17 protein-coding genes are annotated in these 26,424 nt (G+C 61.6%); 9 read left to right on the top strand and 8 right to left on the bottom strand.

Going from position 1 to position 26,424, the window contains the following annotated elements:
• Window positions 1–12: 12 nt before the first annotated feature.
• The 3 genes from ABAC460_RS48015 to ABAC460_RS25640 all read right to left on the bottom strand — a co-directional run bounded on the left by ABAC460_RS48015 (window position 13) and on the right by ABAC460_RS25640 (window position 5,858).
• Complete coding sequence (locus ABAC460_RS48015) at window positions 13–2,964, bottom strand: beta strand repeat-containing protein (protein ID WP_023451406.1); 2,952 nt, start codon at window positions 2,962–2,964, stop codon at window positions 13–15.
• A 324-nt stretch (window positions 2,965–3,288) separates the two neighbouring features.
• Window positions 3,289–4,659, bottom strand: a complete 1,371-nt coding sequence (locus tag ABAC460_RS25635) for a hypothetical protein (RefSeq protein WP_023451407.1) — start codon at window positions 4,657–4,659, stop codon at window positions 3,289–3,291.
• Window positions 4,660–4,712: 53 nt separating this feature from the next.
• Window positions 4,713–5,858 (bottom strand): SGNH/GDSL hydrolase family protein, encoded by a 1,146-nt coding sequence (locus tag ABAC460_RS25640; RefSeq protein ID WP_023451408.1) that lies wholly within the window; start codon window positions 5,856–5,858, stop codon window positions 4,713–4,715.
• 467 nt (window positions 5,859–6,325) lie between these two features.
• Here ABAC460_RS25640 and ABAC460_RS25645 point away from each other — a divergent pair, with 467 nt between their 5' ends.
• The 7 genes from ABAC460_RS25645 (at window position 6,326) to ABAC460_RS25685 (ending at window position 15,393) form a co-directional block, all read left to right on the top strand.
• Complete coding sequence (locus ABAC460_RS25645; protein WP_023451409.1) at window positions 6,326–8,569, top strand: alpha/beta hydrolase family protein; 2,244 nt, start codon at window positions 6,326–6,328, stop codon at window positions 8,567–8,569.
• A gap of 226 nt (window positions 8,570–8,795) precedes the next feature.
• Entirely contained in the window at window positions 8,796–10,409 is a 1,614-nt protein-coding gene (gene murJ, locus ABAC460_RS25650; protein ID WP_023451410.1) for a murein biosynthesis integral membrane protein MurJ, read from the top strand.
• A 141-nt stretch (window positions 10,410–10,550) separates the two neighbouring features.
• Complete coding sequence (gene trpS, locus ABAC460_RS25655) at window positions 10,551–11,546, top strand: tryptophan--tRNA ligase (protein WP_023451411.1); 996 nt, start codon at window positions 10,551–10,553, stop codon at window positions 11,544–11,546.
• A gap of 4 nt (window positions 11,547–11,550) precedes the next feature.
• Window positions 11,551–12,069, top strand: a complete 519-nt coding sequence (locus tag ABAC460_RS25660; RefSeq protein WP_023451412.1) for a copper chaperone PCu(A)C — start codon at window positions 11,551–11,553, stop codon at window positions 12,067–12,069.
• A 1,460-nt stretch (window positions 12,070–13,529) separates the two neighbouring features.
• Window positions 13,530–14,135: a DUF433 domain-containing protein gene (locus ABAC460_RS25675; RefSeq protein WP_023451416.1), complete on the top strand. Its 606-nt coding sequence runs from the start codon at window positions 13,530–13,532 to the stop codon at window positions 14,133–14,135.
• On the top strand, window positions 14,132–14,311 hold the full coding sequence (locus ABAC460_RS25680; protein WP_023451417.1) for a hypothetical protein: 180 nt from the start codon (window positions 14,132–14,134) through the stop codon (window positions 14,309–14,311). Before ABAC460_RS25675 ends, ABAC460_RS25680 begins: the two co-directional genes overlap by 4 nt.
• Window positions 14,312–14,340: 29 nt before the next feature.
• Entirely contained in the window at window positions 14,341–15,393 is a 1,053-nt protein-coding gene (locus ABAC460_RS25685; RefSeq protein ID WP_023451418.1) for an ankyrin repeat domain-containing protein, read from the top strand.
• Between the two features lie 386 nt (window positions 15,394–15,779).
• Here the strand turns inward: ABAC460_RS25685 and ABAC460_RS49430 are convergent, their stop codons facing one another.
• Window positions 15,780–19,631, bottom strand: coding sequence for a beta strand repeat-containing protein (locus tag ABAC460_RS49430; RefSeq protein WP_162150285.1), 3,852 nt, complete (start codon window positions 19,629–19,631; stop codon window positions 15,780–15,782).
• A gap of 66 nt (window positions 19,632–19,697) precedes the next feature.
• Here ABAC460_RS49430 and ABAC460_RS25695 point away from each other — a divergent pair, with 66 nt between their 5' ends.
• Window positions 19,698–20,336 carry a class I SAM-dependent methyltransferase gene (locus tag ABAC460_RS25695; RefSeq protein ID WP_023451420.1) on the top strand — a complete coding sequence of 213 codons (639 nt, stop codon included), beginning with the start codon at window positions 19,698–19,700 and terminating at the stop codon, window positions 20,334–20,336.
• Here the strand turns inward: ABAC460_RS25695 and ABAC460_RS25700 are convergent.
• Complete coding sequence (locus ABAC460_RS25700; RefSeq protein WP_023451421.1) at window positions 20,297–21,175, bottom strand: LysR family transcriptional regulator; 879 nt, start codon at window positions 21,173–21,175, stop codon at window positions 20,297–20,299. The genes ABAC460_RS25695 and ABAC460_RS25700 overlap by 40 nt on opposite strands.
• Before the next feature lie 84 nt (window positions 21,176–21,259).
• On the opposite strand from ABAC460_RS25700, the gene ABAC460_RS25705 reads away from it, so the two are divergent.
• A complete protein-coding gene (locus ABAC460_RS25705) occupies window positions 21,260–21,898 on the top strand; it encodes a class I SAM-dependent methyltransferase (RefSeq protein WP_023451422.1) in 639 nt (212 codons plus the stop codon).
• Between the two features lie 3 nt (window positions 21,899–21,901).
• On the opposite strand, the gene ABAC460_RS25710 is transcribed toward ABAC460_RS25705, so the two are convergent.
• The 3 genes from ABAC460_RS25710 to ABAC460_RS25720 all read right to left on the bottom strand — a co-directional run bounded on the left by ABAC460_RS25710 (window position 21,902) and on the right by ABAC460_RS25720 (window position 26,417).
• Window positions 21,902–24,814, bottom strand: a complete 2,913-nt coding sequence (locus ABAC460_RS25710) for a glycoside hydrolase family 31 protein (protein ID WP_023451423.1) — start codon at window positions 24,812–24,814, stop codon at window positions 21,902–21,904.
• 74 nt (window positions 24,815–24,888) lie between these two features.
• Window positions 24,889–25,632 carry a dienelactone hydrolase family protein gene (locus ABAC460_RS25715; protein WP_031236202.1) on the bottom strand — a complete coding sequence of 248 codons (744 nt, stop codon included), beginning with the start codon at window positions 25,630–25,632 and terminating at the stop codon, window positions 24,889–24,891.
• 8 nt (window positions 25,633–25,640) lie between these two features.
• Window positions 25,641–26,417, bottom strand: a complete 777-nt coding sequence (locus ABAC460_RS25720) for a dienelactone hydrolase family protein (protein ID WP_023451425.1) — start codon at window positions 26,415–26,417, stop codon at window positions 25,641–25,643.
• Window positions 26,418–26,424 lie beyond the last annotated feature (7 nt).

The following is a 26,424-nucleotide window of genomic DNA, read 5'->3' on the forward strand; positions in this document are numbered from 1 at the left end:
GCCCGATCATCCCTACCAGACAATCGCGCTCAGGAAACCCGCGTCTGCGGCATTGGTATTGTGCACCCAGACAAAATTGCCGCCGCCCAGAATGATCTGCGCAACGCCGCCAAAATCATGGATGGTGACGCCGTTGCTATAGGCCACGCCGCCGGTAAAGGCGCTGATGTCGATTTTGTCGCCTTCGGTGGCATCGAAGTCATAGATATTGTCCGAACGGCAGCCGGCGTCAAAGTCGAACGTGTCCGCGCCGATGCCGCCCCACAGCAGGTCGCCGGCGCCACCGCCGTTGATGACATTGTCACCGTCATTGCCGAACAGCGAATTGATCTGGTTGTTGCCGGTGGCGTCGATATTGGCGGTGCCGGTCAGAATCAGACCTTCGACATGGGTGCCCCACAGCGAGAAGCTGACTGACGCGTGGACCTCGTCATTGCCTTCACCGGCGGCCTCGACCACCACGTCATTGCCGGCCTGGACATAGTAGCTGTCATCCCCCAGCCCGCCGGTCAGCACGTTATGGCCGTCATTGCCGATCAGAATGTTGTTTAGACTATTGCCTGTACCGTTGATGTCGGAAACGCCCCCCAGGGACAGATGTTCAACGAAGTCACCCAGTGTGTAGCTGCGCGACGCCTCGACCGTGTCGGTTCCCTCGCCGTCAGCTTCCGTCACCACATCGCCCGCGGCGTTGACGGCATAGGTGTCATCGCCCAGCCCGCCGGCCATGGAGTCGTTGCCGGCGCGGCCATCCAGCAGGTTGTCGCCGCTGTTGCCGTGCAGCTCATTGGCCAGGCTGTTGCCATAGATGGCGATATTGTCAGAGCCGGTCTGATAGACGACCTCGACATGGCGGCCGGTCAGGTCGTACTCGACCGAGGTGTAGATGACGTCGGTGCCCGCGTTGAGGAACTCATAGACCTTGTCCTCGACATGATCGACATAATAGGTGTCGTCGCCCAGGCCGCCGTACATCTTGTCGTAGTTGGCGCCGCCGTCGATGACATTGTTGCCGTCATTGCCGTCGATCGTATTGGCCAAAGTATTGCCGGTCGCATTGAGATTATCGCTGCCGATCAGATACAGCTGCTCGACGACGCGGCCGACCAGGCTGAAACTGACCGTGGAAATGACCACGTCACGGCCCATGCCGGGGTCTTCATAGACCTTGTCGCCGGCATTATCGACATAGTAGGTATCGTCGCCATCACCGCCATACAGGCTGTCCGCGCCCAGGCCACCGTCGAGGTGGTTGTTACCGGCGCTGCCGGTGATCAGGTTGTTGCCGTCATTGCCGGTGCCGTCGGTGTCGTACCACTTGTCCAGGTACAGGTTCTCGATGAAGGTTCCGGCCAGCGACCAGCTGACCTCAGACACCACCGTGTCCGTGCCTTCGCCATCCAACTCGACCACGACGTCGTTGAGGTCGTCGACCCAGATCTCGTCATTGCCCAACCCGCCGATCAACGTATCGGCGCCGCCATAGCCGTTCAGCGTATCGTTGCCGGCCTGCCCGTTCAGCTCGTCGTCGCCGGTGCTGGAGCCCAGTTCGTTGGCGGCGGCATTGCCGTTCAGATAGGCGGCCGTGTAGCTGTCATAGAAATCCAGGACGCTGTCGTAATAGCCGTCACGGATGACCAGGTCGACATTTTCGATATCCTGGATCAGGCTCACGGCGCCGCTGCCCAGGTCGATAGAACCGGCCGTCAGGTCGATGATCACGCTGCCGATCGGCGCAATGCCTACGCCCGTATCGGCCTCGTCCAACACATAGTTCTCGATGTCCAGCCGGAAGGTATCGACGCCGGCACTGCCCTGAATGGTGTTGTTGCCAAAGATCAGTTGCGTCGCACCGTCGGCGCCTTTTGCGCCGGCCGTGGTATCGGTCGGATCGGCGAAGAACACCCCGCCCTGCCCGGCATTGAGCGACAGCGCCAGCGAAATCACCGCGTCGCTGGCAGTAGCGCGCAGGAGATTGCCGGAAAAATTGATGATGGCATCGCCGCCGGCGCCACTGAGGCCGTCGCGCGAAGGGTCGCTGTCTGCATAATAGGCGAAACCGCCCTGGCCACCGACCGCCGCGACGATGATGGCATCCTCGCACCCGCAATCCGAGGTGACGTCGAAGATATTGCCGGAAACCGACACCAGGGCGTCACCGCCATTGCCGCCATTGCCACTGAAGCCGTAGTCGCCGTCCGCGCCACCGCCCAGACCGCCATAGCCCTGGAAACCGCCGTCGCCGCCCCTGCCGCCTGCGGCCGCGAAGCCGCGCCCGTCCGAGGTGACGAAGAGGTTGTCGAAGAAGTACAAGGACGCACTCCCCCCGTCACCGCCATTGCCGGCATCACCACCGGCACCGCCGGTCCCGCCGGTGTCGGCCGTGCCGCCATCGCTGCCGTCGCCGCCGGTCCCGCCGTCGCCGCCCGCGATCTGGATAAGGGTATCGCCGACCTGCGAGTCGGCCAGGGTCAGGCTGGTCCCGCCACCGGTCCCGCCGGCGCCGCCCGCCGCGCCTGCGCCGCCGTTATAGCCGGGCTCGCCGGCCTTGCCGCCATTGCCGAACAGATTGGTGCTGTTCCAACCGCCGCCGTCGCCGCCGGTGCCGGCCAGAACCAGGATCGTGACCGTATCGGCGGTGACAGCGTCAATCCCGATATTCACGTCGCCACCGATGCCGCCGGATCCACCAGCGCCGCCCGCGCCGCCATTGTACGCTTCGCCGGCCGCGCTGGCGCCGCCCAGGCCGCCATTGCCGCCATTGCCGCCCCAGCCGCCTTGGGCCTGGACCTCCAGGTCACCCGACAGGACGTCGCTCTGGTCCAGGAGATGCCCGATCAGCCCCTCGCCGTCATCACCCGTCGTGCCGGCGGTGCCATCGCCCGGAGCGACGGTCGGCGTCGCCTGATCGCCGTCGACGCCATCCAAGCCGTCAATGCCATCATCGCCAAGGAATACGAACATCTTGAGTCTCCCAGGCGCCACAGCCCCACAGGCGCGCGCCAACTATCATTCCGGTTGAACGCTTTACTCGTTGCGAAGGATTCGCGATTAATCTTTCGGTAATGTCAAGCCGCAACACTACCCGGATGAGGCATGCTCATACCTACTCCGTATGCCCGCGCCGCCAGACACATCTGCAAGCTACTGGATATACAAACTTTTCTTATCCCTCCCCGTGATACGGGGAGGTGGATTATTTGCTGGAAGCAAATAAGACGGTGGGGGATTTGGCCCGCCGCTGCTTCCGTTACCTACGTTCTATTGCGAGCGCATGATATAACACCCTTAATACACCGGGCATTCCATCCACTGATATTCCCTTGCCCGGTTAACGCCTAAGCTGCGCACCAGCACGAAGCCACGGCTCTCCTGAGGACCGCCGTTCATCGGGCTGCAGTTGGACATGTAGACGCTGGGCGCATAACTATACACCACATCGATGTCCAGCACACCCTCCTTGCTGAGCCGCACATTGGCAACATCATAGCTGACATAGCTACCCGGGTGCAGGTAATCTCCCACCCGGCCGTGCTCGTTCAGCACCACCACGGTGGCGTCACCGACCTTCATGTCCAACAATTGCGCCTTGATGCGGTCGGGACAGCCGCTCTCGCCCTTGCGCCAGTCGCCACGGCGCTCGGCGCAGTCGACAACCTCCAGCTCGCGGCCATAGGCCTCGTAGACCGCGGCCGGCACCGGCGCTTTGGGCGCACCGCAGGCGTGGTGCGCCCCTTCAGTGATGTACAATCCGTCGCCCCGTTGGCCGACATTCCAGCCGACCGCCTCGGTTGACCAACACCCGGCAACGCCGTTCAGGAACGATTTGTTGACCCACCGGCTGTCGGCCTTGAACCCATCCTTGCCCTTGCGCTTGAGCACCCACTGGTCGACCTGCTTTTCGGTCAGCCAGTCGCCGGCATTGACCGGACCACGCGCGGCGATCAGATCCAGCTCCTTCTCGCCGGGATTATTCTGCAGGTACGAAACGGCCGGCCGGGCACACCAGGTCTTGCGCAACTGATAAACCTTGTCGCAGGTCACGCCGGTAATGGCCAGGTAGCGGACACTGCCCCACACCATCAGCTCTTCGGTGCGGTGATGCACGCCGGTCGAACCGGGCAGGATGGCGTCACCCTCGGGATAGTAGGGTCCCTGCGGCGTTTCCGGCCCGCCGTCGCACGACACAATCTGGCTTTCATAGGCCAGGTTGCTGCCGTTCTGAACCGTGATGACATAGCCGACGCCCTCGCCGTTCAGGCGATAACAGTTGGTCGGCACGGTGACGTCAGAGGTCGGCAGCTCCAGCCGCTGGGCCACCAGGGCGCCGTTTTCGATGCTGGCGCTGAACAGGGCAAAATCGCTGCCATAGCGGCCGGCGATACGCTGGCCGGCATTGGCGGCGCGATACAGGCCCAGCACCCGCATCGGACTGGCCGTCAGTTTCGCCTTCAGGGTATCGAAGCACGGTCCGCCCCCGGCCGGCTGCCACGCGGCGGGACAGCCGTCGCGCGCCACGGCGATCATCAGCTTCCCGCCCTCGACCTCACGCACGACGCCGAATTCGGCCTCGCGGATCAGCTTCGGCGAGGTCGATTGCGCCATGGCCGCCAACGGCGCGGCGGCCACCACGGCGGCCGCGATCAGATATTTCCACATAGTCCAGCCCCGAACAGTTCCCGTTAACCATTAACCGTGGCGGCGCGAACAAATCAAGCGGTCTCGAGCACCCTGTCCTCGGCGGGTTCCAGCAGCTTCAGGTCTGTCAGCGTGCCGGTATACAGCAATCCGGTCAGGGCCAGGGTCGGATTGTCCGGACTGGTATGGAAGACATTGGCCTTGGGGCGGTACAGCTTGGCCAGGGGCTCGCCCATGTCGCGGGCCGATATCCGGTAGGACCGCGTCCGCTCCGGCACCATCAGCTGCTTGGGATGGAGGAATTCACAGCTCAGCATGCCGACGATGAAGGGGAAGGCGCCGCTGCGGACGCCGGGCTTCTGCATGTACGAGGCATAATACTGGTCGTCGACCTGATAATGGACGATGCCGGTGTCGGGATCATTGATATAGATCAGCGCCAGCAGCTTGCCGTCTTCCAGGGTAAAGGAGAGGTCCTTTTCACCCAGCATCAGCGCGTCGAAGCTGAACTTGCTGTTCTCGTAGGTTTTCAGGGGCAGGTTCCAGGCACTGTCCAGGTCTTCGACACCCCAGGCGGACACCTCGCTGAAATTGCGCGGATCCAGCGGCTCGGGCAGGGGCAAGGGCTGGCGCGGCGGCGTCATCAGCTGCGACAGCAGCATGCCCGCCGTCGACTTGAACACGGTCGGCTTGTAGTGGAAACCGTCCTTGTAGAATTCGTTGGTGAAGGCGCGGTCGGACCCGACCGAGCGCAGCACGGCCGAAGCGACGTCGATAAGCTCGGTGCCGTAATAGGACGACAGGTAATGGACGCCGGCATAGACCAGGTTCATCTGGCGCTTTTCGAGCGGGGTCTTGGCCTCCAGGATCATGGAGATGATCCGGATATTGGGATTGACCGTCCGGGCATAACGGATGACGCCTTCATAGGCGCGTGCCCAGTGGGTGATGAACGACCGGCTGCGCATGTCGTGCGCATAGGTCGGCGTGTCGTTCAGCGCGTATTCGATGATCAGGACGTCGGCGTTCGCCAGTTCCTTGCTGCGCTTCAGCCGGAACAGACCATTGAGAATGGTTGTGCCGCCTATGGCCATATCCTCGATGATATCGAGGTCGAGGCCCAGGTTCTTGCCGTTTTTTACGGCTTCGACAAGGTAGCCGGTTTTAATGACGGAGTTGGACCCGCCGATCACGACCGTTTTGAAATGCTGCCGTTCCATATCTCAAGAGAAACAAAACTTTCGCTGCGACGCAATGAAATTCGTATCAACTTACCGGCAAGACGGCATTATAACACCGCCTCACATTGTGATATTTCTGTACGGGCAGCACATATTTTTCGGATATGAAAATAACTTTCGATTGATTTCCGCTGGTTTACGACGCAGGCTCACCGCCGCGTCGGAATGGAGGCATGGGGGGAATTGCCATAGATTTTCTGGCCGGCACGGTTGCGCACAGATCTTTCACGGCGCAACGAACGGGGACTGATATCCGGCATGCTGCTTTGCCGCCCGGCAAACGCGCGACCGGATGTTCAGCCACCTGGGCCGTATTGCTTCTGGCGGGATATCCGCCAGGGGCGCATGCCAAAGCGCGACGCACGACAGCAACGTCTTGCGGCATCGATCCGGTCGATACGGACGGGCGCCGGGACAACAAGGAGGGGAAACAGATGAGAGTATTGATGACACTGTCGGCCGCATTGCTGCTGGCCGGCTCACAGGCCGCCGCGCAGACCGCCGCTTCGGATCCGTCCGCCGTCGTCGTACGGGGGACGATCCGTCCCAAACCGGCGCCCGAGGTCGCACCGCCACCACTGGAACTGTTCGTCACACCGCCGCGTATCCAGCAGATCGCCCTGTCGCCGGACGGCAGCCGCTTTGCCTTCGTGACCGCCAGGGAGGGGCTGCGTATCCTGACCACCTACGTCACGACGGACAACAGCAGCCAGTCCGTCCGCCTGAGCGACGATTCCCTGTCGGCCATCACCTGGCTCGACAACAACCACATCATGTTGTCGGATACGCGATCCGCCATTCGCGGCACCTGCCCGTCAGGCATCGGACAAAAGCTGAACGAATCCCAGGCCCTGTCCGACCTGATTTCGGCCACGACCATATCCGGCTGGGGATCGGGCGTTGCGTCCGCCAGCGATCCCATGAGTACCATGGATCGCATCCTGGGCATGCAACTGCAAAACGCGCTCAGTTCACCGGTCTGCGGCAGCTACGGCGTCCGCTCTCATGATGCCGCAACCGTTATTGACCTGCGCAACAGCCAGTCCGTCACGCTCGGCAAACGGATGAGCGACTACCACAACATCGCGCTGGGCCTGCCCAAGCTCATCACCATCGACGGCAAGCCCATGCTTGTGGGCGCCTTCCTTGAACTGCGCAATCGGCCCATCGGCGGCCAGGTCGCGCAACGTGTCTATCTGTGGCGCGTCGATCCGGACACCGGCATCGGTCGTATGGTCGATGACCGGGGCGGCGACATCGACCGCATGGGAAGCTATGTCGACGACTGGCTCGTCGACGCCCAGGGCACCCCGATCGCCCGGGCGGCCTACACCTACCTTGACACCACCGCCCATATCGAAATCCGTGAGAACGGAAAGTGGAAACCGGTTCTCAAGCGCAAGATCGACCGTAAGGCGCACACCTTCGCCCCCGTCCTGGCGGGCATGGGACGTGACGGCCAGTCCCTGCTGATCCTGGACGCGGTCGATGCGCCCGATGGTTCACGCCGCTTCCACTATTACGAACTCTCCGCCGACGGAAAACTGTCCGAGGCGCTCGATACCCGTGAAGCCACCCGCGACCGGCCGATCTTCCACCCCCAGACCGGCGCCCTGGCCGGCTTCGAACATCAGGGCGAAGCCGCTACCTATACCTTCTTCGACCCCGACCTGGCCGAATACTACAAACTCGCCCTGGAAATGGCGCCGGACAAGGCCGTGCGCGTGGCGGCCATGTCGCAGAGTGCGGATCAGATGATCCTGTTCAATCAGGGCGGTGACGATACCGGGTCCTGGCACTATTACGACTTCGCCTCGGCACGCCGCGTCGACATCGGCAACCAGTACCCGTCCGTCCCGGCCGAATGGGTCGCCTCACAACGGCAGATCAGCTACAAGGCCCGCGACGGCATGGCGCTCCGCGCCATTCTTACCCTGCCGCCCCAGGGGGAAGCCACCAACCGGGCCCTGGTCGTGCTGCCGCACGACGGTCCCCTGGACCATAGTTCCCGCGGCTACAACTGGCTGGCGCAGGTCCTGGCCTCGCGCGGCTATGTCGTCCTGCAGCCGAACTATCGCGGCTCGGACGGCTACGACCAGACCTTTACCGATGCCGGTTACGGCGAATGGAGCGGCCGGATGCTCACCGACCTGGCCGACGGCGTGGAATACCTGGCCGGCAAGGGCATCGCCGACCCGAAGCGCGTCTGTATCGCCGGGCAAGGCTATGGCGGCTATGCCGCCCTGGCCAGCGCCCGCAAAGACCTTCCCTATCGCTGCGCGGTGGCCATCAACGCCATCACCGATCCGCAAGACTACGTTTCTCGTCTGAAGGACAGGAACAAGTCGGACCCGATCGCCGCCTTGCGGGCGGACCCGCAACATACGCGCAACGTCCTGGCCGACAGTACGTCGCCTTCGCTGATCCAGCGCTACTACGGTGCCCAGGCGCCGGCCGCCATTTCGGCGGCCTCGATCGACCTGCCCGTCCTGCTGGTCCACAACCGGTTCAATAAGTACACGCCTGCCGGCCGGACGCGGGACCTGGACGCCGATCTTCGCGCCGCCGGCAAGACCGGCACCTATGTCGAGCTCGAAGATTGCGGCGATGGCCTGGGCACGGAAGCCTGCCGCCTGACCGCGGCCCGGGCGATTGTCGACTTCCTGGCCACGAACAACCCCGCCAAATGAAACGGCGTTCAAGAAAAAAGTTAGCATTATAAACAACTTAATCCCTCCCCGTTATACGGGGAGGTGGATCATTTGCTGGAAGCAAATGAGACGGTGGGGGATTTGGCCCGCCCGCGTTTCGGCCCATGGCGATTGACGCGACGGCCCTCAATTCCTCCCCTGAAACCCCTTGCAGCCTTCCCCTCACACGCCTAATGCTTCGCGACCTCTGTTACAGGCTGCCTTCGTGTCCGACTCCCCAGAATCCTCCGGCGTCAAATCCTCCGGCCTCGTCCGCAATTCGCTGATCAATTTCGTTTTCACCCTGATCAGCCGCTTCTTAGGGATGGCGCGCGACGTCGTCGTTACTGCCGTGATGGGGGCCTCGGGCAATATCGCCGCCGACGCCTACAACACCGCGCTCAGCTTCCCCAACCTGTTCCGGCGCATCTTCGCCGAAGGGGCGTTCACCGCCGCCTTCGTGCCCAGCTATTCCGCCGTCCTGGCCTCCGAAGGCCAGGAAGCCGCGGACAAGCTGGCGCGCGACGCCATGGCGACCCTAGCTTCCGCCACCCTCATCCTGACCATCGCGGCGCAGATCTCCATGCCGTGGCTGATGCACGTCATCAATCCGGGCTTCGCCGACACGCCGGACAAGTTCAAACTGGCCGTGGTCCTGACCCAGATCGCCATGCCCTACCTGCCGTGCATGACCATCGTCGCCCTGCTGTCGGGCGTGCTGAACGCGCGCGGCCGCTTCATCGTCTCGGCCGCCGCGCCAACCCTGCTCAATGTCGTCATGCTGGCCATGGTCCTGCCGCAAACCGACCCGGTCCAGGGCGCCTGGTGGGCCTCGGCCGGTATCGTCGTCGCCGGCGTCTCCCAGGCCGCACTCCTGCTGTGGGCAGTGCGCAAGGTAGGCGCGAAAGTCGGCCTCAACGTCATGCCCCGCTTCACGCCCCAGATCCGCCAGTTGCTGTGGCTGGCGATCCCGGGCGCCCTGGCCGCTTCGGCGACCCAGATCAATGTCTGGGTATCCGGCATCTTCGCGTCCCAGGTCGACGGCGCCCGCACCTGGCTGACCGTGGCCGACCGCCTGTACCAGCTTCCGCTGGGCCTGGTCGGCGTCGCCATCGGGGTGGCCCTGCTGCCGGCCCTGTCGCGCTCGGTCCAGTCGGGAGACCACGACCGCGCCCAGCAAACCCTGGACGACGCCCTGATCTATTCCATGGTCTTCACCCTGCCCGCCACGGCCGCCCTGATCGCCATACCCTACTACCTGATCGACGGCCTCTATACGCGCGGCGAATTCCTGCCCCACGATGCGATGGAAACCGCCGCCGCCCTGCTGCACTACGGCTGGGGCGTGCCGGCCTTCGTCCTGACGCGTATTCTCAGCCCGGCCTTCTATGCCCGCAAGGACACCTACGGCCCGATGAAGTTCGCCCTGGTCAATGTCGTGGTCAATCTCGGCGTCGGGGTGGCCCTGTTCAACGGCGTCAACATCGATGGGACCCAGATCATCCCGGAAATCGGCGTGCCGGGCCTGGCCATCGGTACCTCGGCCGGGGCCTGGGCCAATGTCCTGCTGATGCTGCTGACCTTGCTGAAACGCAAGGTCTGGCACATCACGAAGCGCTCCGGCTCCGCCCTGATCAAGATTGCCCTGTGCGGCGGCGTGATGGGCGTGGCGCTGAAGGTCTGCGACCTCAACCGCGGCCTGATCGAGGCCCATATGGCCAAGGAATTCGCGATTGTGGGGGTTTGTTTTGCCGGCTTGTTCCTCTATATGGCCCTTCTCTTTGTCACCGGAGCGACCTCGGTTTCCGAACTGAAGGCCGTCATGCGGCGCCAGGGCTAGCCCAGAACGGCCTTCACTTCCTTCTCCCGCCCCGTCCTTCACGGGGAGGGGGGACCGCGGAGCGGTGGGAGGGGCTTTTACCGTCAGTCGGACAGCCCTGCCCTCGCCCTGGTGAGCTCAAATTTGAGGAACTAAAACGATATGCGTATTCTGTCCGGCATCCAGGCTTCGGGTTCCCTCCACCTGGGCAACTATCTCGGCGCTTTGAAAAAGTTCGCCGACATGCAAGCCCTCGATGCCACGCGCTTCTACATGATCGCCGACCTGCACGCGATCACCGTCTGGCAGGATCCGGACAAGCTGCTGTCGCAAACCCGCGAGATCGCCGCCTGCTACCTGGCCGCCGGTGTCGACCCTGAAAAATCGACCATCTTCCCGCAATCCGCCGTGCCGCAACACACCGAACTGGCGTGGCTGTTCAACTGCGTGGCGCGCCTGGGCTGGCTCGACCGCATGACCCAGTTCAAGGATAAGGCCGGCAAGGACAAGGAACGCGCCTCGATCGGGCTGTACACCTATCCGGTGCTTCAGGCCGCCGACATCCTGCTGTACCGGGCGACCCACGTCCCCGTCGGCGAGGACCAACGCCAGCACCTGGAGCTGACCCGCGACGTCGTCAAAAAGTTCAACCACGACTTCAAGACCGATTACTTCCCGGTGCCGGAAACCCTGTACCAGGGCCCGGGCGCCCGCATCATGTCCCTGCGCGACGGCACGGCCAAGATGTCGAAATCAGACCCGTCCGACAATTCGCGCATCAACCTGACCGACGACGCCGATACCATTGCCGGCAAGGTCAAGAAGGCCAAGTCCGACGCCGACGCCTTGCCGTCGGAAGAAGCCGGCCTGGCCGAACGCCCGGAAGCCAAGAACCTGGTCGGCATTTACGCCGCCCTGTCGGGCATCAGCAACCAGGCCGTCCTGGACGAATTCGGCGGCAAGGGCTTCGGCGCCTTCAAGCCGGCCCTGGCCGACGTGGTGGTCGCGAAGATGGCGCCGATCTCGGAAAAGCTGCGCGCGCTTCTCAACGACCCGGCACAAATTGACGCAGTCCTGGCCAAGGGTGCGGAAACGGCGCGCGAAGCCGCCGCCCCCGTGGTAAAGGACGTGAAGAAGATCTTCGGATTGTGGGGTTAAGCCTATGAAAGCCGCTGCCGTTCTCGCCCTGTCACTGCTGGCCCTGGCGGCTTGCGGTAAAGCCGAACATCACACGACCGTCGCTTCGACCTCGAACGTCAACGGCGTCATCACCAACACCAAGGTGCTGATGACCGACTACGCCATGCGCGCGGCTCTGGGCAACAACCCCAACACGGCGGCCTATGTGACGATCAAGAACGGCGGCGACAAGCCCGAAAAGCTGCTGTCGGCAGCCTGCGCCTGCGCCGCGAAGGCGACGTTTCATGAGATGACCATGAAGGACGGCGTCATGTCGATGTCGGAAAAGACGGACGGCTTCGAGATCAAACCGGGCGAGACTTTGGTGCTGGCGCCGGGCGGCAACCACATCATGCTGGAAGGCCTGACCGACCGCCCCGCCGAAGGCCAGACGGTGAATGTGACCCTGACCTTCGACGGCGCCGGTCCGGTGACCTTAGGCATGCCGGTCTCAAACGCCCCCCTGGCCAAGACCGGCACCTCGGAAGACCACGCGCATTAATACGGGTGCGTTATAGAAAGCAGCATGACCGCGGATACCAAAAAAGCCGCGATGCAGAACATAAATTGGAACTCGCCGAATTTGCTTTTTTTAAGTAAGTACAACTGCAAAGCTGGCGACACCACCACAACGATTGCGCTTTTCCATATATATTGAAGATTATGCTGCACTTGCGCCCACATCGCCAAGCAAATGATAGCATACCCCAAAAATAGCAGGAAACACAGGCCTGTATTTAAAATCAATATAGTTTGATAAATTTTCACACAAAACCAATCAGATTATAACTCCACAGATGGAGGTAATAAATTTTTGGCGTTCATCATTTTTTGGACGATGATCAATTATTTGGGATCCAAGCGCCCCATCCATACAATAATACATAAATTATCAGTATTAAAAAGAACAAAAATTGCATCGCTGAATAGCGAAATCGGTGCGTAAGCGAAAACAATAAAACATCAAATATGCAAAGCAAAACCATAACTATGGGGACTACCGACCAAAATCCCCTCACCAATATGTCTGCGGAATTGTATCTTAGGGCCATTCCCACGCCTGTAAACGAAAGAGAAGTCCAAGATAGTAAGTTTATACAGGAAACAATTATCCTGATGATGAATCCCCCCATGAATGCCCCCTGATAAACGCCTGCATGACCGAACCTATCATCGGAAAGGATTTATATGAAACCGATTTATGCACCCAACGACATCTCGTTTAGTTATACTCGGCCCCCCGCGCGAAGCGTCTCAAAGCAAGAAAAAAGCTTCCAGATCAGCACGTTAACGCTGTCCATCTGACTTATCTGGCTTATCTGTGGACAACCCTTTTGCCGAGGTTCAGCCGAAACGACGGCAGGAAATTTCCCCCAACGACCGAGCCGCTGAACCCGTGTTTTTTTGGTCCACAGAGAAGTCAGATAAGCCAGATGAGCAGCGTTACACGCGGCATCTCCGGCTAACTCTTCTTCGCGTCTTCGCGTCTTCGCGTGAGACCTTTCTTCTTCCCGCCGAGCCTCCGTCAACATCGATCAAAATTTCACGCGAAGACGCGAAGGCGCGAAGAACAGCGGACAATCCTCAAAGACGAAGACAGCAGATCCGTCGTTCAAGGGCTTCGCGCGGCAGATCTCCTAACCGAAATTCCGTGTCTTTCCGCCCCTTTAGTAGTAAAATTATACCGTCCCCACCAAATCATATGGCTAAGCACATCCGCCTGAGCCGCATTGATCATATCCCCTTCCACCGCGTTGAAGTCGGTGACCATATCCGCCCGGCTGGCTGCCCCGAACAGGAAGGTATCCGCCCCCATTCCGCCGCTCAGGCTATCATTGCCACCCAGCCCCTTCAGCAAGTAGTAGCCATCATCGCCAATCACGTTGTCGCTAAGCCGTACGCGTATTAGACATTTACCGGCTATCAAATATGATTTATTATTCTCCGACCGGCGAATAATAAATGCACGTCGAAAAATCCTACAGCCTTGCGCAGGCTGCCGCTATCAGCGGCGTCAAGGTCAAGACCGTCCACAACGCCATCGACAAGCGCATCGTTCAGGCCTTGCCGACAGGTACGACCAAACGGCGCTTGTCCGCCGACGGTATTCTACGTTTGAAACTGTGGTACGGCATCGGCTCAGCCCTGTCGGCCGACAAGCGCGAACGCCTGTTTCAAGGCCTGGCCACGGCGCCGACAGCCCGGCATGTCAAGGCGGACGATCTTCTGATTGTCGACGTCGGCGCCGCCCGCGATCAGGTCGAAGCTGGCCTGCGCCAATTGGAGGAAGCGGAAAGCCTGATCCACAGCACGAAAGCCATTCTTGGGGGAACCCCGGTCTTCAAGGGCACCCGCATCCCTGTGCGTCTCGTAGCCAGCATGCTTGACCAGGGAGCGACGTCGGCCGAAATCCTGGAAGGCTATCCCGCCCTGAAAGCGCCCTGGCTGGACCTGGCCCGAATCTGGGTCAGCGCTCATCCGGCCGTCGGGAGGCCCGCCAAGCTCTCCGACGCAGGTCTGACCGTAAAAGACTACAAGCGCGTGCCGCTGAACCCTGCATCCAAATGAAATGCCTGATTGATGAGTGCCTGCATACCTCGCTGGTCGAGGTCGTCAGGGAATGCGGTCATGAAGGCTACCACGTCAACTGGCTCGGCCCAGATTCGCAAATTGTCAACGAGGTCATCGAAGTGACGCTGGTGGATGACCACATCGAAATAACGCGTTACGACATGCCTGCGTAACATCGCGGAATATTTTCCGGGTAGAGGACATGGCCAAGACCAAAAAGAAACGACTGCCCAAAAACTTCGAAGACCTGCTGAAGGCCGGCGATATCGAAGTCCTCAAGGCCGTGTTCGACACGCACGAACTCGACGCCCGCGGCGGCTATACCCAACACACGGCCCTGGCCTATGGCGACTGTCCGAACGAGTTGACTCGCTGGTTGGTCGCCCAGGGGGCCGACCTGATGGCGACCGACACCTACGGTGATACGCCGCTGCATGCCCGCGCCGGAAGCCGGCAAGGCTATGTCGAAATCCTTCTGGAACTGGGCGCCGATGTCCACCATGCCACCGGCTCACACGGCACGCCGCTCCACGTCGCCGCCACCAGATACAAACCCGAAGGCGCCCGGACATTGCTGAAATACGGTGCGCGCGTTGACGCCTTGGACCGCGAGAACCTGACACCGCTGGAACGGGCGCTACGGTGGTGCCAGAACATCCAGATTGAAGCCATGGCGGAACTGGCCGATACTCTGTTGGGTCACGGTGCCCGGGTTACGCCGGAGATCAAGACCTGCGTCACACGTATCGGCAGCAGCTTCGAATTCCATCGCAGCAATTTTAATCCGGAATTCCTCGAGGCGACAAGTAACGCCCTCGACACGCTATATCGGCTATTCGACGTTCCAGCAGTGCCGCGCCGCCGGATGCACGACGGCACCTCACCCATTATCGCGAAAGCCGCACTCTGGCAGGACCAGCATGAGGAACTTTGGGAGATGCTGATCCCATCCAACGGTCCAGCCGCCACGGTCCAGGGAGAAGTCCTGCGCATCGGCAGCCGTATTGTCGACGAACTGGACCGCAACGGCGGCGTCAACTGGGATGCCGACTACCGCAGGATGGCCCAAAGCTATGCCGGACACGTCGCATCCGGCAGCCCACTCCCGGAAGCCGCCCTCGCTGAAGTGCGTGGTATCGTCGCCCGACTGAACGGCCGGCAGGACGGCCCGCAGCGGCTGTGCGAACTGGCTGTCGAATGGATTTCGCGCAACCCGGTCCCGGTCAAACTGCCAAGGCCGGATTACAGTCGCTGACCTACCAAACCCTCTGACTCATCACATCCGCCTGGGTCACCAGATCATACCCGGGCGCCCGCGCAAAGCGCGTCAAAGTAAGAAAATCTGCTTTCGGATCAGCACGTTAACGGTTTCCATCTGACTTATCTGGCTTATCTGTGGACAACCCTTTTGCCGAGGTTCAGTCGGAACGACGGCAGGAAATTTCCCCCACTGACCGAGCCGCTGAACCCGTGTTTTTTTGGTCCACAGAGAAGCCAGATAAGCCAGATGAACAGCGGAAACGCGCAAAATCCGGTCAAGTCGCGCCCAATCTGAAAGCGCTTCGCGCGGGAGATCCCCTAACCGGAATTCCGTGCCTTTCCGCTTTTGTCAGTGCCTTCCGTGGTAAAATTCCACCGGCCCTACCAAATCATATGGCTCAACACATCCGCCTGGGCCGCATTGAGCACCGTCACCACATTCCCGCTGCCGAAGTCGATGACCACATTCAGCCCCACCTGCGTGACCAGGCCTGCATTGGCCGTCCCGCCGGTATAGGCGTTGACATTGATCATATCCCCTTCAACCGCGTTGAAGTCAGTGACCGTATCCGCCCGGCTGGCCGTCCCGAACAGGAAGGTATCCGCCCCCAGACCACCGGTCAGGCTATCATTCCCGCCCAGCCCGTTGAGCACATTACTCCCGCTATTGCCGACCAGAACATTGCTCACCCCATTGCCCGACGCGTCGATATTCGCCGAGCCCGTCAGCCGCAGTTCCTCGGCGTAGCGCCCCGTCAACGTATAGGTCGCTGACGCAAAGACCACGTCGTAACCCTCACCGCTGGCCTCGACCACCTTATCGCCGGTCGCCTGGACGTAATAGGTATCGTCCCCCAGCCCGCCGGTCAGGGTGTCATTCCCAACCCCGCCGTCCAGCACGTTGTTCCCCGAATTCCCAACAAGCTTGTTGCCCACGCCGTTGCCGGTCGCGTTCAGGTTCGCCGTCCCCGTCAGGATCAGGTTCTCGACCACCGTACCCACCAGCACAAAGCTGACCGACGCATACACCAGGTCCGTGCCCTCGCCGGCGAATTCGATCGCCTTGTCCGTCGTCGCGTCGACATAGTAGGTGTCATTGCCCAGCCCACCGGTCAGATAATCCGTCCCGCCAGCGCCATCCAGCACGTTGTTGCCGCTGTTGCCCAGGATCTGATTGTGCGCGCTGTTGCCCGTGCCGTTGATATTGGCCGTACCGGTCAGGGTCAGCCGCTCGACATAATCGCCCAAGATATAGCTCGCCGAAGCCTGAACCAGGTCGTCGCCCTCGCCGGCCACCTCGACCACCACATCCGACGCGGCATTGACGACATAGATATCCCAACCGGCGCCGCCGGTCATGGTGTCGCTGCCCTCGCCGCCGTCCAGCAGGTTGCCGCTTCCGTTGCCGGTCAGGCTGTTGGCCCCCGCGTTACCCGTGCCACTGATATTGCCACTTCCGGTCAGCACCAAATGCTCCAGGTTCGTCCCGGCCAGCGAGAAGGTGACCGACGACCGCACCGTATCCGTCCCCTGGCCGCTCTCTTCGACGATCACGTCGCCTGCGGAATCGATAACATACGTGTCGTTACCGGTGCCACCGGCCATGGAATCGTCACCACCCCCGCCATTGAGCGAGTCATGCCCGCCCAGGCCCAACACCGTGTCGTTGAAGGCGCCGCCGGTAATGCTGTCGGCGGCATTGCTGCCGACAATCCTGTAAGCCGAGGAGATCTTGCTGCTGAAATCGACGGTGCCGCCGGCGGTGAGATACAGTTCTTCGCCCCCGACAATGGTGGCGAAGGCATTGAACTGCGACGGCCTGGCCATGACATAGCTGGTATACTCACTCAGCTGCAGGACTTCGACGGCCGTAAAGGTCGTGCCCGCACCGATAGTATTTTGCACAATGACGGCATCGGTGCCGTCGCCGCCATTGATCACGTCATCGCCGGAGCCCGAATTGATATGGAAGCTATCGTTGCCGGCGCCGCCGATCAGGGTGTCGTTACCGCCGGCACCATTCAGATGATCATGGCCGTCACCGCCGCGCAGGGAATCCGCCGCATCGCCACCGACGACATAGTCGTCATACTGGCCGCCGGTGATGGTATTGCCGGCATTCGAGGCGATAATCCCGCGGCCCGAGTCCAGCTTGCTGGTAAAGTCGATCGTGCCCGCACCGCTGATGTAAAAGTCGCCGGTCCCCTTGATGGTGGTGAAACCATCGTACTGGGCGACCGTGGCCGTAAAGCCCTGACCGTCCAGCACTTCGAAATTCGTGACCGCCATATCGACCAGGGACCCGAACGAAATCTGGAAGATGTCCGTGCCGCCGCCGCCGTCGATCGAGTCGTTGCCGTCACCGCCCCAGTAATAGACCAGGTCATCGCCGGCGCCGCCATTCAGCGTGTCGTTGCCGCCGTTGCCATACAGGGAATCGTTGCCGTCGCCACCGTTGAACAGATCGGCGCCGGCCGAGCCGTAGATGATATCGTCATAGAGCCCGCCGGTCACCGTGCTGCCGGAGCCCTGGGTGCCCACATACCAGCCGCTGCTGAGCTTGGTCGTAAAATCGACGGTGCCCGCGTCTGTCAGGGTGAGGAAACCGTCACCGGTGATGGTGGTGAAGCTGTTGATCTGCGCCATGGTGGCCGACAGGGAATTGGCATTAAGCGTCTCTATGCCGGTCACGGTCGAGGTACCGAAACTGCCCCAGACCTCGATGACATCTGCGCCGTCGCCGCCGTCATAGGCGCCATTACCCGTCGTGTAACCCCAATGGTAAAAACTGTCGTTGCCCGCGCCGCCGTTCAGCGTGTCGTTACCGCCATTGCCGGAAATCGAATCATTGCCGTCATGTCCGAACAGCCCATCGGCGCCACTGCCGCCTTCCAGGGTGTCGTCATACAGGCTGCTCGTGATCGTAACGCCGAAATTCGACGCAACCAGATACGCCCCGGAGGCCAGCCGTGTGCTGAAATCGACTGCGCCCGTGCCGTCCACAAACAGGCTGCCCGTGTGATCGATCGCGGCGAAGCTGCTGTATTGGGCCGCCGTGGCCGACAGATTTTCCGCCTCCAGCACCTCGACATTGACGAAGGTCGCGCCCCCCAGGTTTCCCCTGGCATCGACGACGTCCGCGCCGTCACCGCCGTCGACGACGTCGTCATTGCTGGCACTATAGTCGTAGTAAAAAGTATCGGCGCCGGCACCGCCGTTGAGCGTGTCGTTGCCACCGCCGCCAAAGATATAGTCGTTGCCATCGCTGCCACTGAGCTGATCCGTTCCGCCCGCGCCAAGCAGCCGGTCGTCATACAGGCTGCCGGTCAGGTTATTGCCGGCGTTCGCGATATAAAATTCGGTCCCCTCCGACAGCCGGGTGCTGAAATCGACCGTTCCGGCATCACTGAGCGTCAGCCCCCCGGTAACCTGGATCGTCGCGAAACTGTTGAACTGCGACACCTTTGCCGTCAGATAGTTGGCGACCAGCAGCTCCATATTGACAAACGTCGTGTTCCCCAGGCCGGTCGAGCCGTTGACCACATCGGTCCCGTCGCCGCCGTCCGACGTCCCGCTGCCGCTGTAGGCGGCATAAAAGGTGTCATTACCGGCGCCGCCGTTCAGCGTGTCGATACCGCCTGAGCCGTTGAGCTGGTCATTGCCGTCGAAACCGTTGATACTGTCATTGCCGTTGCCGCCGTAGATACTGTCGCCAAAGGCGCCTCCGGTAATGGTATTGCCGGAGTTCGACGCCAACATATAGGTCCCCGACGTCAGCCGCGTGCTGAAGTCGACGGCGCCACCACCGGTCAGGGTCAGGGTGCCGCTGAAATTGATGGTGTTGAACATGGCGAACTGCGCCACCGACGCCGTCACATAGCTGGCGGTCAGCACTTCAACGTTCGAAAAGCTCGACGCTCCCAATGTGTTCCAGGCAAAGAGCACATCCGTCCCGTCGCCGCCGTCGACCTGGTCGTTACCGTGCCCGTTGGTAAAGTAGAAGCTGTCGTCACCCGCCCCGCCCGACAGAGTATCGTTGCCGGTGCCGCCTTCGATCTGGTCGTTGCCGTCCTCGCCGGCGACGGAATCGTGTCCGCCACCACCGTTGATCAGGTCGTCGCCACCCCCGCCTTGCAGGGTATCGGCGCTGTTGCCGCCGTAGTAGCTGTCGTTGTCGGGGCCACCGGCCCACACCGCCGCGATTACGCTTTTACCGGAGACACGACTTGCCATAGTTTCCTCCCGGGGCATTTTGCGGGAGATTAGCCAGATGCCGCAGACCTGCGCAAGGAGATACGGGTGAAGGTAACAGAATACTGGGACGCGGTGGCGCAGACGTACCTCGACCTGTTCCGCGACGAGTTTGACGACAAACCCTTTGACCTCGCGATTCTGCGAAGCTTTGCCGCACACTTCCAGCAAACGCGAAGTGTTGTCGATGTCGGCTGCGGCCCTTGCGGCGCCTTGTCCCGCATACTGTCCGGCCATGGTTTGACGGTGACCGGAATCGACATTTCCAGTAAATGCGTGGCATTGGCCAAAACCGAGCAACCCGGCCTCGATTTCGCGGTCATGGACATGGCCGAAATGGCCTTTTCCGACAAGGCTTTCGACGGTCTTATCGCCTACTACGCCCTGCACTATACGCCCCTGTCCGACCTGCCCGCCACGGTCAGCGAATTCGCCCGTGTGCTGAAGCCCGGCGGCCGCCTGCTTCTGGTCGCCAAGGAGGGCGACGGCGAAGGCTGGATCGACGACCCGCTGGGCATCACCGACCGGGTCTTCTGGTCCGCGCCATCTCTCAACGACCTGCAAAACCTGTTGACGGACAACGGCTTTACCATCTCCGATTGCCAGGTCCGAAAGCCGCACGCCCAGGAAATCGATGTCCGCCGGATCTATCTCAGCGCCGAAAGTTCCTCGGCCAGGATATCATAGACCACCCGGATACGGCGGCTGGTGCGCAGTTCACGGTGCGTGACCAGCCACAGCGGCACTTCAACAGCATTCAAATCCGGAAGAATTTCAACCACATCCGGCACACGGGTGGCGATTTCGCGCAGCATGGCGCAGACGCCCAACCCCCGCCGCACCAGCTCCCACACCACGACGGAGTTTTCCGACACCAGGCGGAAATCGCGCCCTTCGACCGGCACCCCGGCCTCGCGCATAAAGGCGGCAAACCGTTCGACATCCTCGAACCCGATCAGCGCATCGGCAATATCGGTCGGCTTTTGCGGCATACCATGCTGCGCTACCCAATCCCGGCTGGCGAAGAACCCCGCGGTCGAGGTCCTGACCTGTTTGCCGATCAGGTCGGGCTCTTCCGGCCGGACATGGCGCAGGGCGATATCGGCCTCACGCCGCCTTAAGTCACTGAGTTTATTGGACGCCACCACGACGATCGTCACCTGCGGCGCCTCGCGGCGGATGCGCGCCAGGATGTCGGGCAACACATAGGCCGCGTAAGCATCCGAGGCCGAAATGCTGACCCGGCCTTCGATGGTTTCGGCATGGCCGGTGGCCGAAAGGGTGGTGGCCATGGCCGCCTCGCCCATCGCCCGCACATGCTCCAGCACACCACGGCCGGTCTCGGTCAACACCAGCCGCTTGCCAACCCGCTCGAACAGGGTGAGGTTCAGGGCCGACTCCAGCGCAACGATCTGGCGCGACAGGGTCGGCTGGGTCAGGCCGATCTCGCGCGCCGCCGCCGACAGCGAGCCATGCAAAGCCGTCGTGTAAAAGGCACGAAGCTGGTTCCAGTCGGGATTGTTCATACGCACACGTATAAGCGATGTGCAGTTTTCGGCAATTTTATTCTTATTTGCATATGATACTCCGGTGGTGACTGGGGAGACCACATGCCGGACACCACCAAAGACGCCCGTTTCTGGGACCGCATCGCGCGCAAATACGCCACCGACAAGATCGAGGACATGGCGGGCTATGAGCGCACTCTGGAGCGTACCAAGCACTACCTCAGGCCCGCTGACCGGGTGCTGGAATTCGGTTGCGGCACGGGCAGCACCGCGCTGAAACTGGCGCCGCACACGGCGTCATACCTGGCGACGGACGTGTCCGGCGAAATGATCGCCATCGCCCGCGAAAAGTTGGCGGAAAATTACGTCTCGGGACTGGAGTTTTCCCAGACGACCCTGGACGCTGTGAACGTGGCGCCGGACTCCTTGGATGCGGTGCTGGGGTTCAACATCCTGCACCTGGTGCCCAGCCCATCGGAGGCCGTGCGCCACGCCCGCAGCCTGCTGAAACCCGGCGGCCTGCTGATCACCAAGACGGCCTGCCTAAGGGACATGAACCTCCTGATCCGGATCGCGGTACCGGTCATGCAGGCCTTGGGCAAGGCGCCGAATGTGTCGGTCTTCACGGCGCGGCAGCTGGAGACGGTGATCATGGCGGCCGGCTTCGAGATCGTCGAAATCGCCCGCCACGCCAGCAAGGGCAAGGACACCCGCCCCTACATCGTGGCCCGGCGTATCTGACCTTCACGGCAAGACCACCCGCATTTCCTTGCCATCGTAAACCACAGTCCGGCTTGCCTCGGGATATTCAAGACCGCCCTGCCCTGGCGTCGCCACGACCAGACGCAGGGTCCGGCTCTGCGTCATGCCCGGGAAACTGCCCTTTCGGGCGCCGATGGTCAGTGTGCGCGCGGCATCGTTCCACATCAGATCGTAGGTCGCGTACTGGCCTTTTTCGTAGTCGTAGGTCTCATTGTCGTCTTCATAGACGGTAAACCTGCCGTCGGCGCCGGGATAGATACGGATATCGTAAGGCGCGTCAGGCTGTTCGGTGGCATATTGCATCTCCGGCCCCATCGGCAGGATAGCACCCGCGCGGACATACACCGGGACAATATCCAGCGGCGCTTCGCGCACAACAGTCTGCCCGCCGTCCAGGCGCACATTCGTCCAGAAATCGTACCATTCGCCGCCCGCCGGCAGATAGGTCTTCATCGTCAGGTCGCGCACCGGCGTGTCGGCCGCCAGCGCCTTCGCCTGCGACGGCGTCCGCCACGACAGGCGCAGACTGCGGTCAGACGCCCCCTGATAGAACTCGATCCGGACAGGAATCTTCTGGCCCTTCGTCAGGGTTACCTTGGCGCTGCGGTACCGCCGTGGACCATAGGTCCAGTCTTCGGCAGCGACACGACCGTCCAGGATCAGGCGAAAGCCGTCATCGCCTTCGATACCGATCTCGTACTCACCCGCTTCCGGCGCCAGGATGTAGCCATCCCACCGCGCCGAAAAGTGATTCACGCCGGACAGGCCCGGCGGCAGTTCCGCCAAGGGCGGCTCCGGCCAGCGCAGGTCCAGGGTCGCATCGACCACCTTGCCTTTCGGTACTTCGAAATTTTCGCCTTCGAAATATTGACCGGCCAGGCCGGGCTTGCCGTCCGGTGTCTGCAGGAACTCGGCCGGAAGGGTCTCCGTCGGCGGACTTGAGATATTGTACATCGGCCGCGTCACCGGATGGACCAGCAGGGACGGCCCGAACATAAACGCGTCCTTGATATCGTGCGTCGCCGCGTCGTCAGGGAAATCCATCGGCAGGGCCCGCATCAGCGTATAGTCGCGGTCCGTGACCTGCCAACTCGTGCTGTAGATATAGGGCAGCAGGCGATAACGCAGATGAACGGCATCGAGGAGGGACTTGTAGACCGGCGGATCCAGTTCCTTGAAAATATAGGGTTCGCGCTCGATACTGGTGCCATGGACCCGCATGATCGGGTTGAAGGCGCCGAACTGGAACCAGCGGGCAAACAACTCGCGATAGGCCGGGTTCTGCTCGCCCCCGGGAAATTCGGTGACGAAGAATCCGCCGGTGTCCTGCGTCCAGTAAGGGTTGCCGGTAATGGTGACATTGACGCCGCCGCTGATCTGTTCGCCAAAGGTTTTCCAGTTGGCGAAAATATCGCCCGACCATGACGCGGCCGCGGTGCGCTGGGCGCCGGCCCAGGCGGACCGGGTCAGGGTGAAAACACGCTTGTTGCTAGTGGCGCGCCGGCCGTCATAGGTGCCCTGGGTCGTCATCAGGCTGTAGGGGTTCAGGTAGCGTGAAAAATCCCCCAGGGCGTTGCGGCCCAAGCCCTTGATATCGCGCACATTGGCCTTTGCGTCCCAGGCGGCGGAGCCGACTTCGACCTCCGTGCCGTCCATCCACAAGGCGTCGACGCCCTTGTCGAACAGGCCCTGCTTGACGTGCTTGAAATAGATCCTGCGCCCCTCGGCACTGTAGGCGTCATAGATGCGCGCCTTCTTCGAAATCCAGTGAAGCGGTTCAAATCTCAACCTCTTGGCGTCCAGTTCGTGCGCCAGTTCGGTATCATTGCCGACCGAAGGCCAGATCGAGATCATCAGCTTCATATCGAGGTCGTGGATGGCCTTGGTCATGCCCTCCGGGTCCGGGAAGCGTGCCTTGTCCCAGATCATGCCGCTCCAGCTGCCGTCGGTGTCGGATCCCCAGTACTGCCAGTCCTGGACAATGTAATCGAGCGGGAATCCGTCCTTGCGGAAGGTGCGCGCGACCTCGATGATCCGTTCCTGGGTCTTGTAGCGCTCCTTACTCATGAACAGGCCAAAGGCCTGTTTGGGATACATCGGCGCGGTGCCGGTGAGGTCGCGGTAGCCGGCCACGACATCGTCCAGGGTGCGGCCGGCCATGAAATAATAGTCGACCCCGCCCGGCGCGCTCTCGGCCCACAGGCTGGCGCCGCCGGCGTCGTCCTTGAATGTCATAACCGAATAGGTGTCCCACAGGATGCCGTAACGTTCGGTCGACATCATGACAGGAATGATGATGCCGACATTGGTCTGCACCAGCAGCAGATCAGCATTGCGGCGATTGACCTGCTCGGGGTTGATGTAACCAAAGCCGTAAATGGCTTCGTCGGGTTTCAGCGTGAAGGTGTTGGTCGCTTCATAGGTCGGCGCGCCGGAGATCTCGACAGGCTTCAGGCTTTGCGGCGCATCGGGCTTTTCGCGGGTATAGACCCGGCCCTGCGCGTCCTGGAAGGTCAGGGCGCCGGTCGTCTTGTCGATAGCGATGATCACCTGCTGCGAAACCACCGTCAGCGTCGTGTCAGTCTCCTTCAGGTCAAAGGCGACGGCGTCGGGCTTGTCGATGACGACCAGGCTGGGGGCGGTCCAGTGGTTCCGGCCGAGATTGGCATTCACGCGCACGGTGGTCGGACTGTAGAAGATAACGTTCTTGGTCACGCCGTTCACGTCGAACTGCACGCCGTTCTCGAGCCGGGTATGGACGAAGCGCCCGGGCTGCGGTGTTTCGACGGCCGCCAGGTGGCCGTTGCCGTCCAGCCCGGTCGGCGTGGCCGCCTGGGTGATGCCGGCAGCCAGCCCAAGAACAGAGATACACCCCGCCAACAGCCACCGTTTCATCGCCGATACCTTCCTGTCGTGTTTTATTTGTCGGACTATATCGACAGTTTTAAAACGAAAACAACCGGGAAGTTTTACAGGAGCACCTGCTTCGTAAACGCGCCAAACGCATCCAGGGTCGACTGCAACCCCGCCTCGTCGTAGCGCATGATCTTCGTCTTATCGATGCCTTCTTCATCGAAGGCGTGGGTTGAATCCAGGGTCATGGTCTCGACCGACACGCCCTGCGCCCGCAACCCCTTCACCAGCCGCAGCGACTGCTTGTAGCTGGCCAGATGGTCCTTCAGGGTCAGCACCGTAAACACCGGTGGCTTATGGTGCCACGGCCGGGTCACCGACCGCGCCATAAAGTTGATATAGGGATAGGCCAGGAACAGCCCCCGCACCCCGTCCAGCCATTGCGGCGCCGGATCGGCCAGCCGCGCCTCGCCCGGCCGCGCCAGCTCCTGGGTCATCAGGTCCATGATCGCCCACGCGCCGTGGCTCCACCCGGCCAGCATGATCCGCTTGGGATCGACCTCATACCGCCGGCTTAGTCCCCACAGCATGGCCAGAACATCGCCCGAGCGCTCGAACCCGCGCAGCTTGAAACCCTTGCAGACGAAGTTGGCGCCGAACTTGCGGCTCCATCCGCGCGGGCCATAGGAATCAACGACATAGACCCGCACGCGGATATCCGCCGCGACCTGCGCATACATGGCCATATTGGCGGCAATACCGCCGCAGCCGTGGAAAATGAGGATGGCCGGCCGCGGATGCGCGTCGTCAGGCCCGTAGACCTGCACATGCGGCATCAGCCGCTCGAAACGCTCCGCCATGGTCTCCATTACATCGCCAGCTTTTCCGGTTCCGCCGTCATCGCGAACGTCGTCTTCACGAACCCGACCAGGGCGTCCATAGACCGGTGCATCGCCTCTTCCGAGAAGCTCATCACCATGCCCTTGTTGTCCTTTTCGTCGAAGGCATGGCTGGCCTCAAGTGCCAGCACATCGACCTCCGCGCCGCCTGCCTTGATGTTGTCGAACACCTTGCTGGAATGCTTGTAGGGCGTCAGGTGGTCTTTCTCGGCCAGGACGGCGAAGGTCTTGGGCGCCCGCACCCACTTCCTGTGGTTCGAGCGCGCCGGGAAGTTGATATAGGGATAGACGAGGAAGATGCCAGCGACCTCGGCCAGGGCCGGATCGGGGTCCTTCAGCTTGGACGCGCCGGGCCGGTCCAGCTTTTCCGTCATCAGGTCCATGATCGACCAGCCGCCATGGCTGAAGCCGCACAGGATGACCTTGGACATGTCGACCACGCCCGACTGCTTCAGCCCCCACATCACCGCCAGGACGTCGCCGGAGCGTTCATAACCCTGCATCACCGCGCCGGTGCAGATCAGCGAGACGGCAAAGTTGCGGTCCCAACCGCGCGGCTTGAACGAGTCGACGACATAGGCGCGAACGCCAAGATCGGCCACCGCCTGGGCATAGATGTGGACGTGTTCGCGCATGCCACCGCAGCCGTGAAACAGCGCCACCGCCGGACGCAAAACATCGTCCTGCGGGCCGTAGACTGTAATGTCGGGTTTCAGCAGGGCGTAACGTTGTTCAAGTGTATCCATGGATCGA

The organism is Asticcacaulis sp. AC460 (genome assembly GCF_000495795.1).
Taxonomy (GTDB): domain Bacteria; phylum Pseudomonadota; class Alphaproteobacteria; order Caulobacterales; family Caulobacteraceae; genus Asticcacaulis.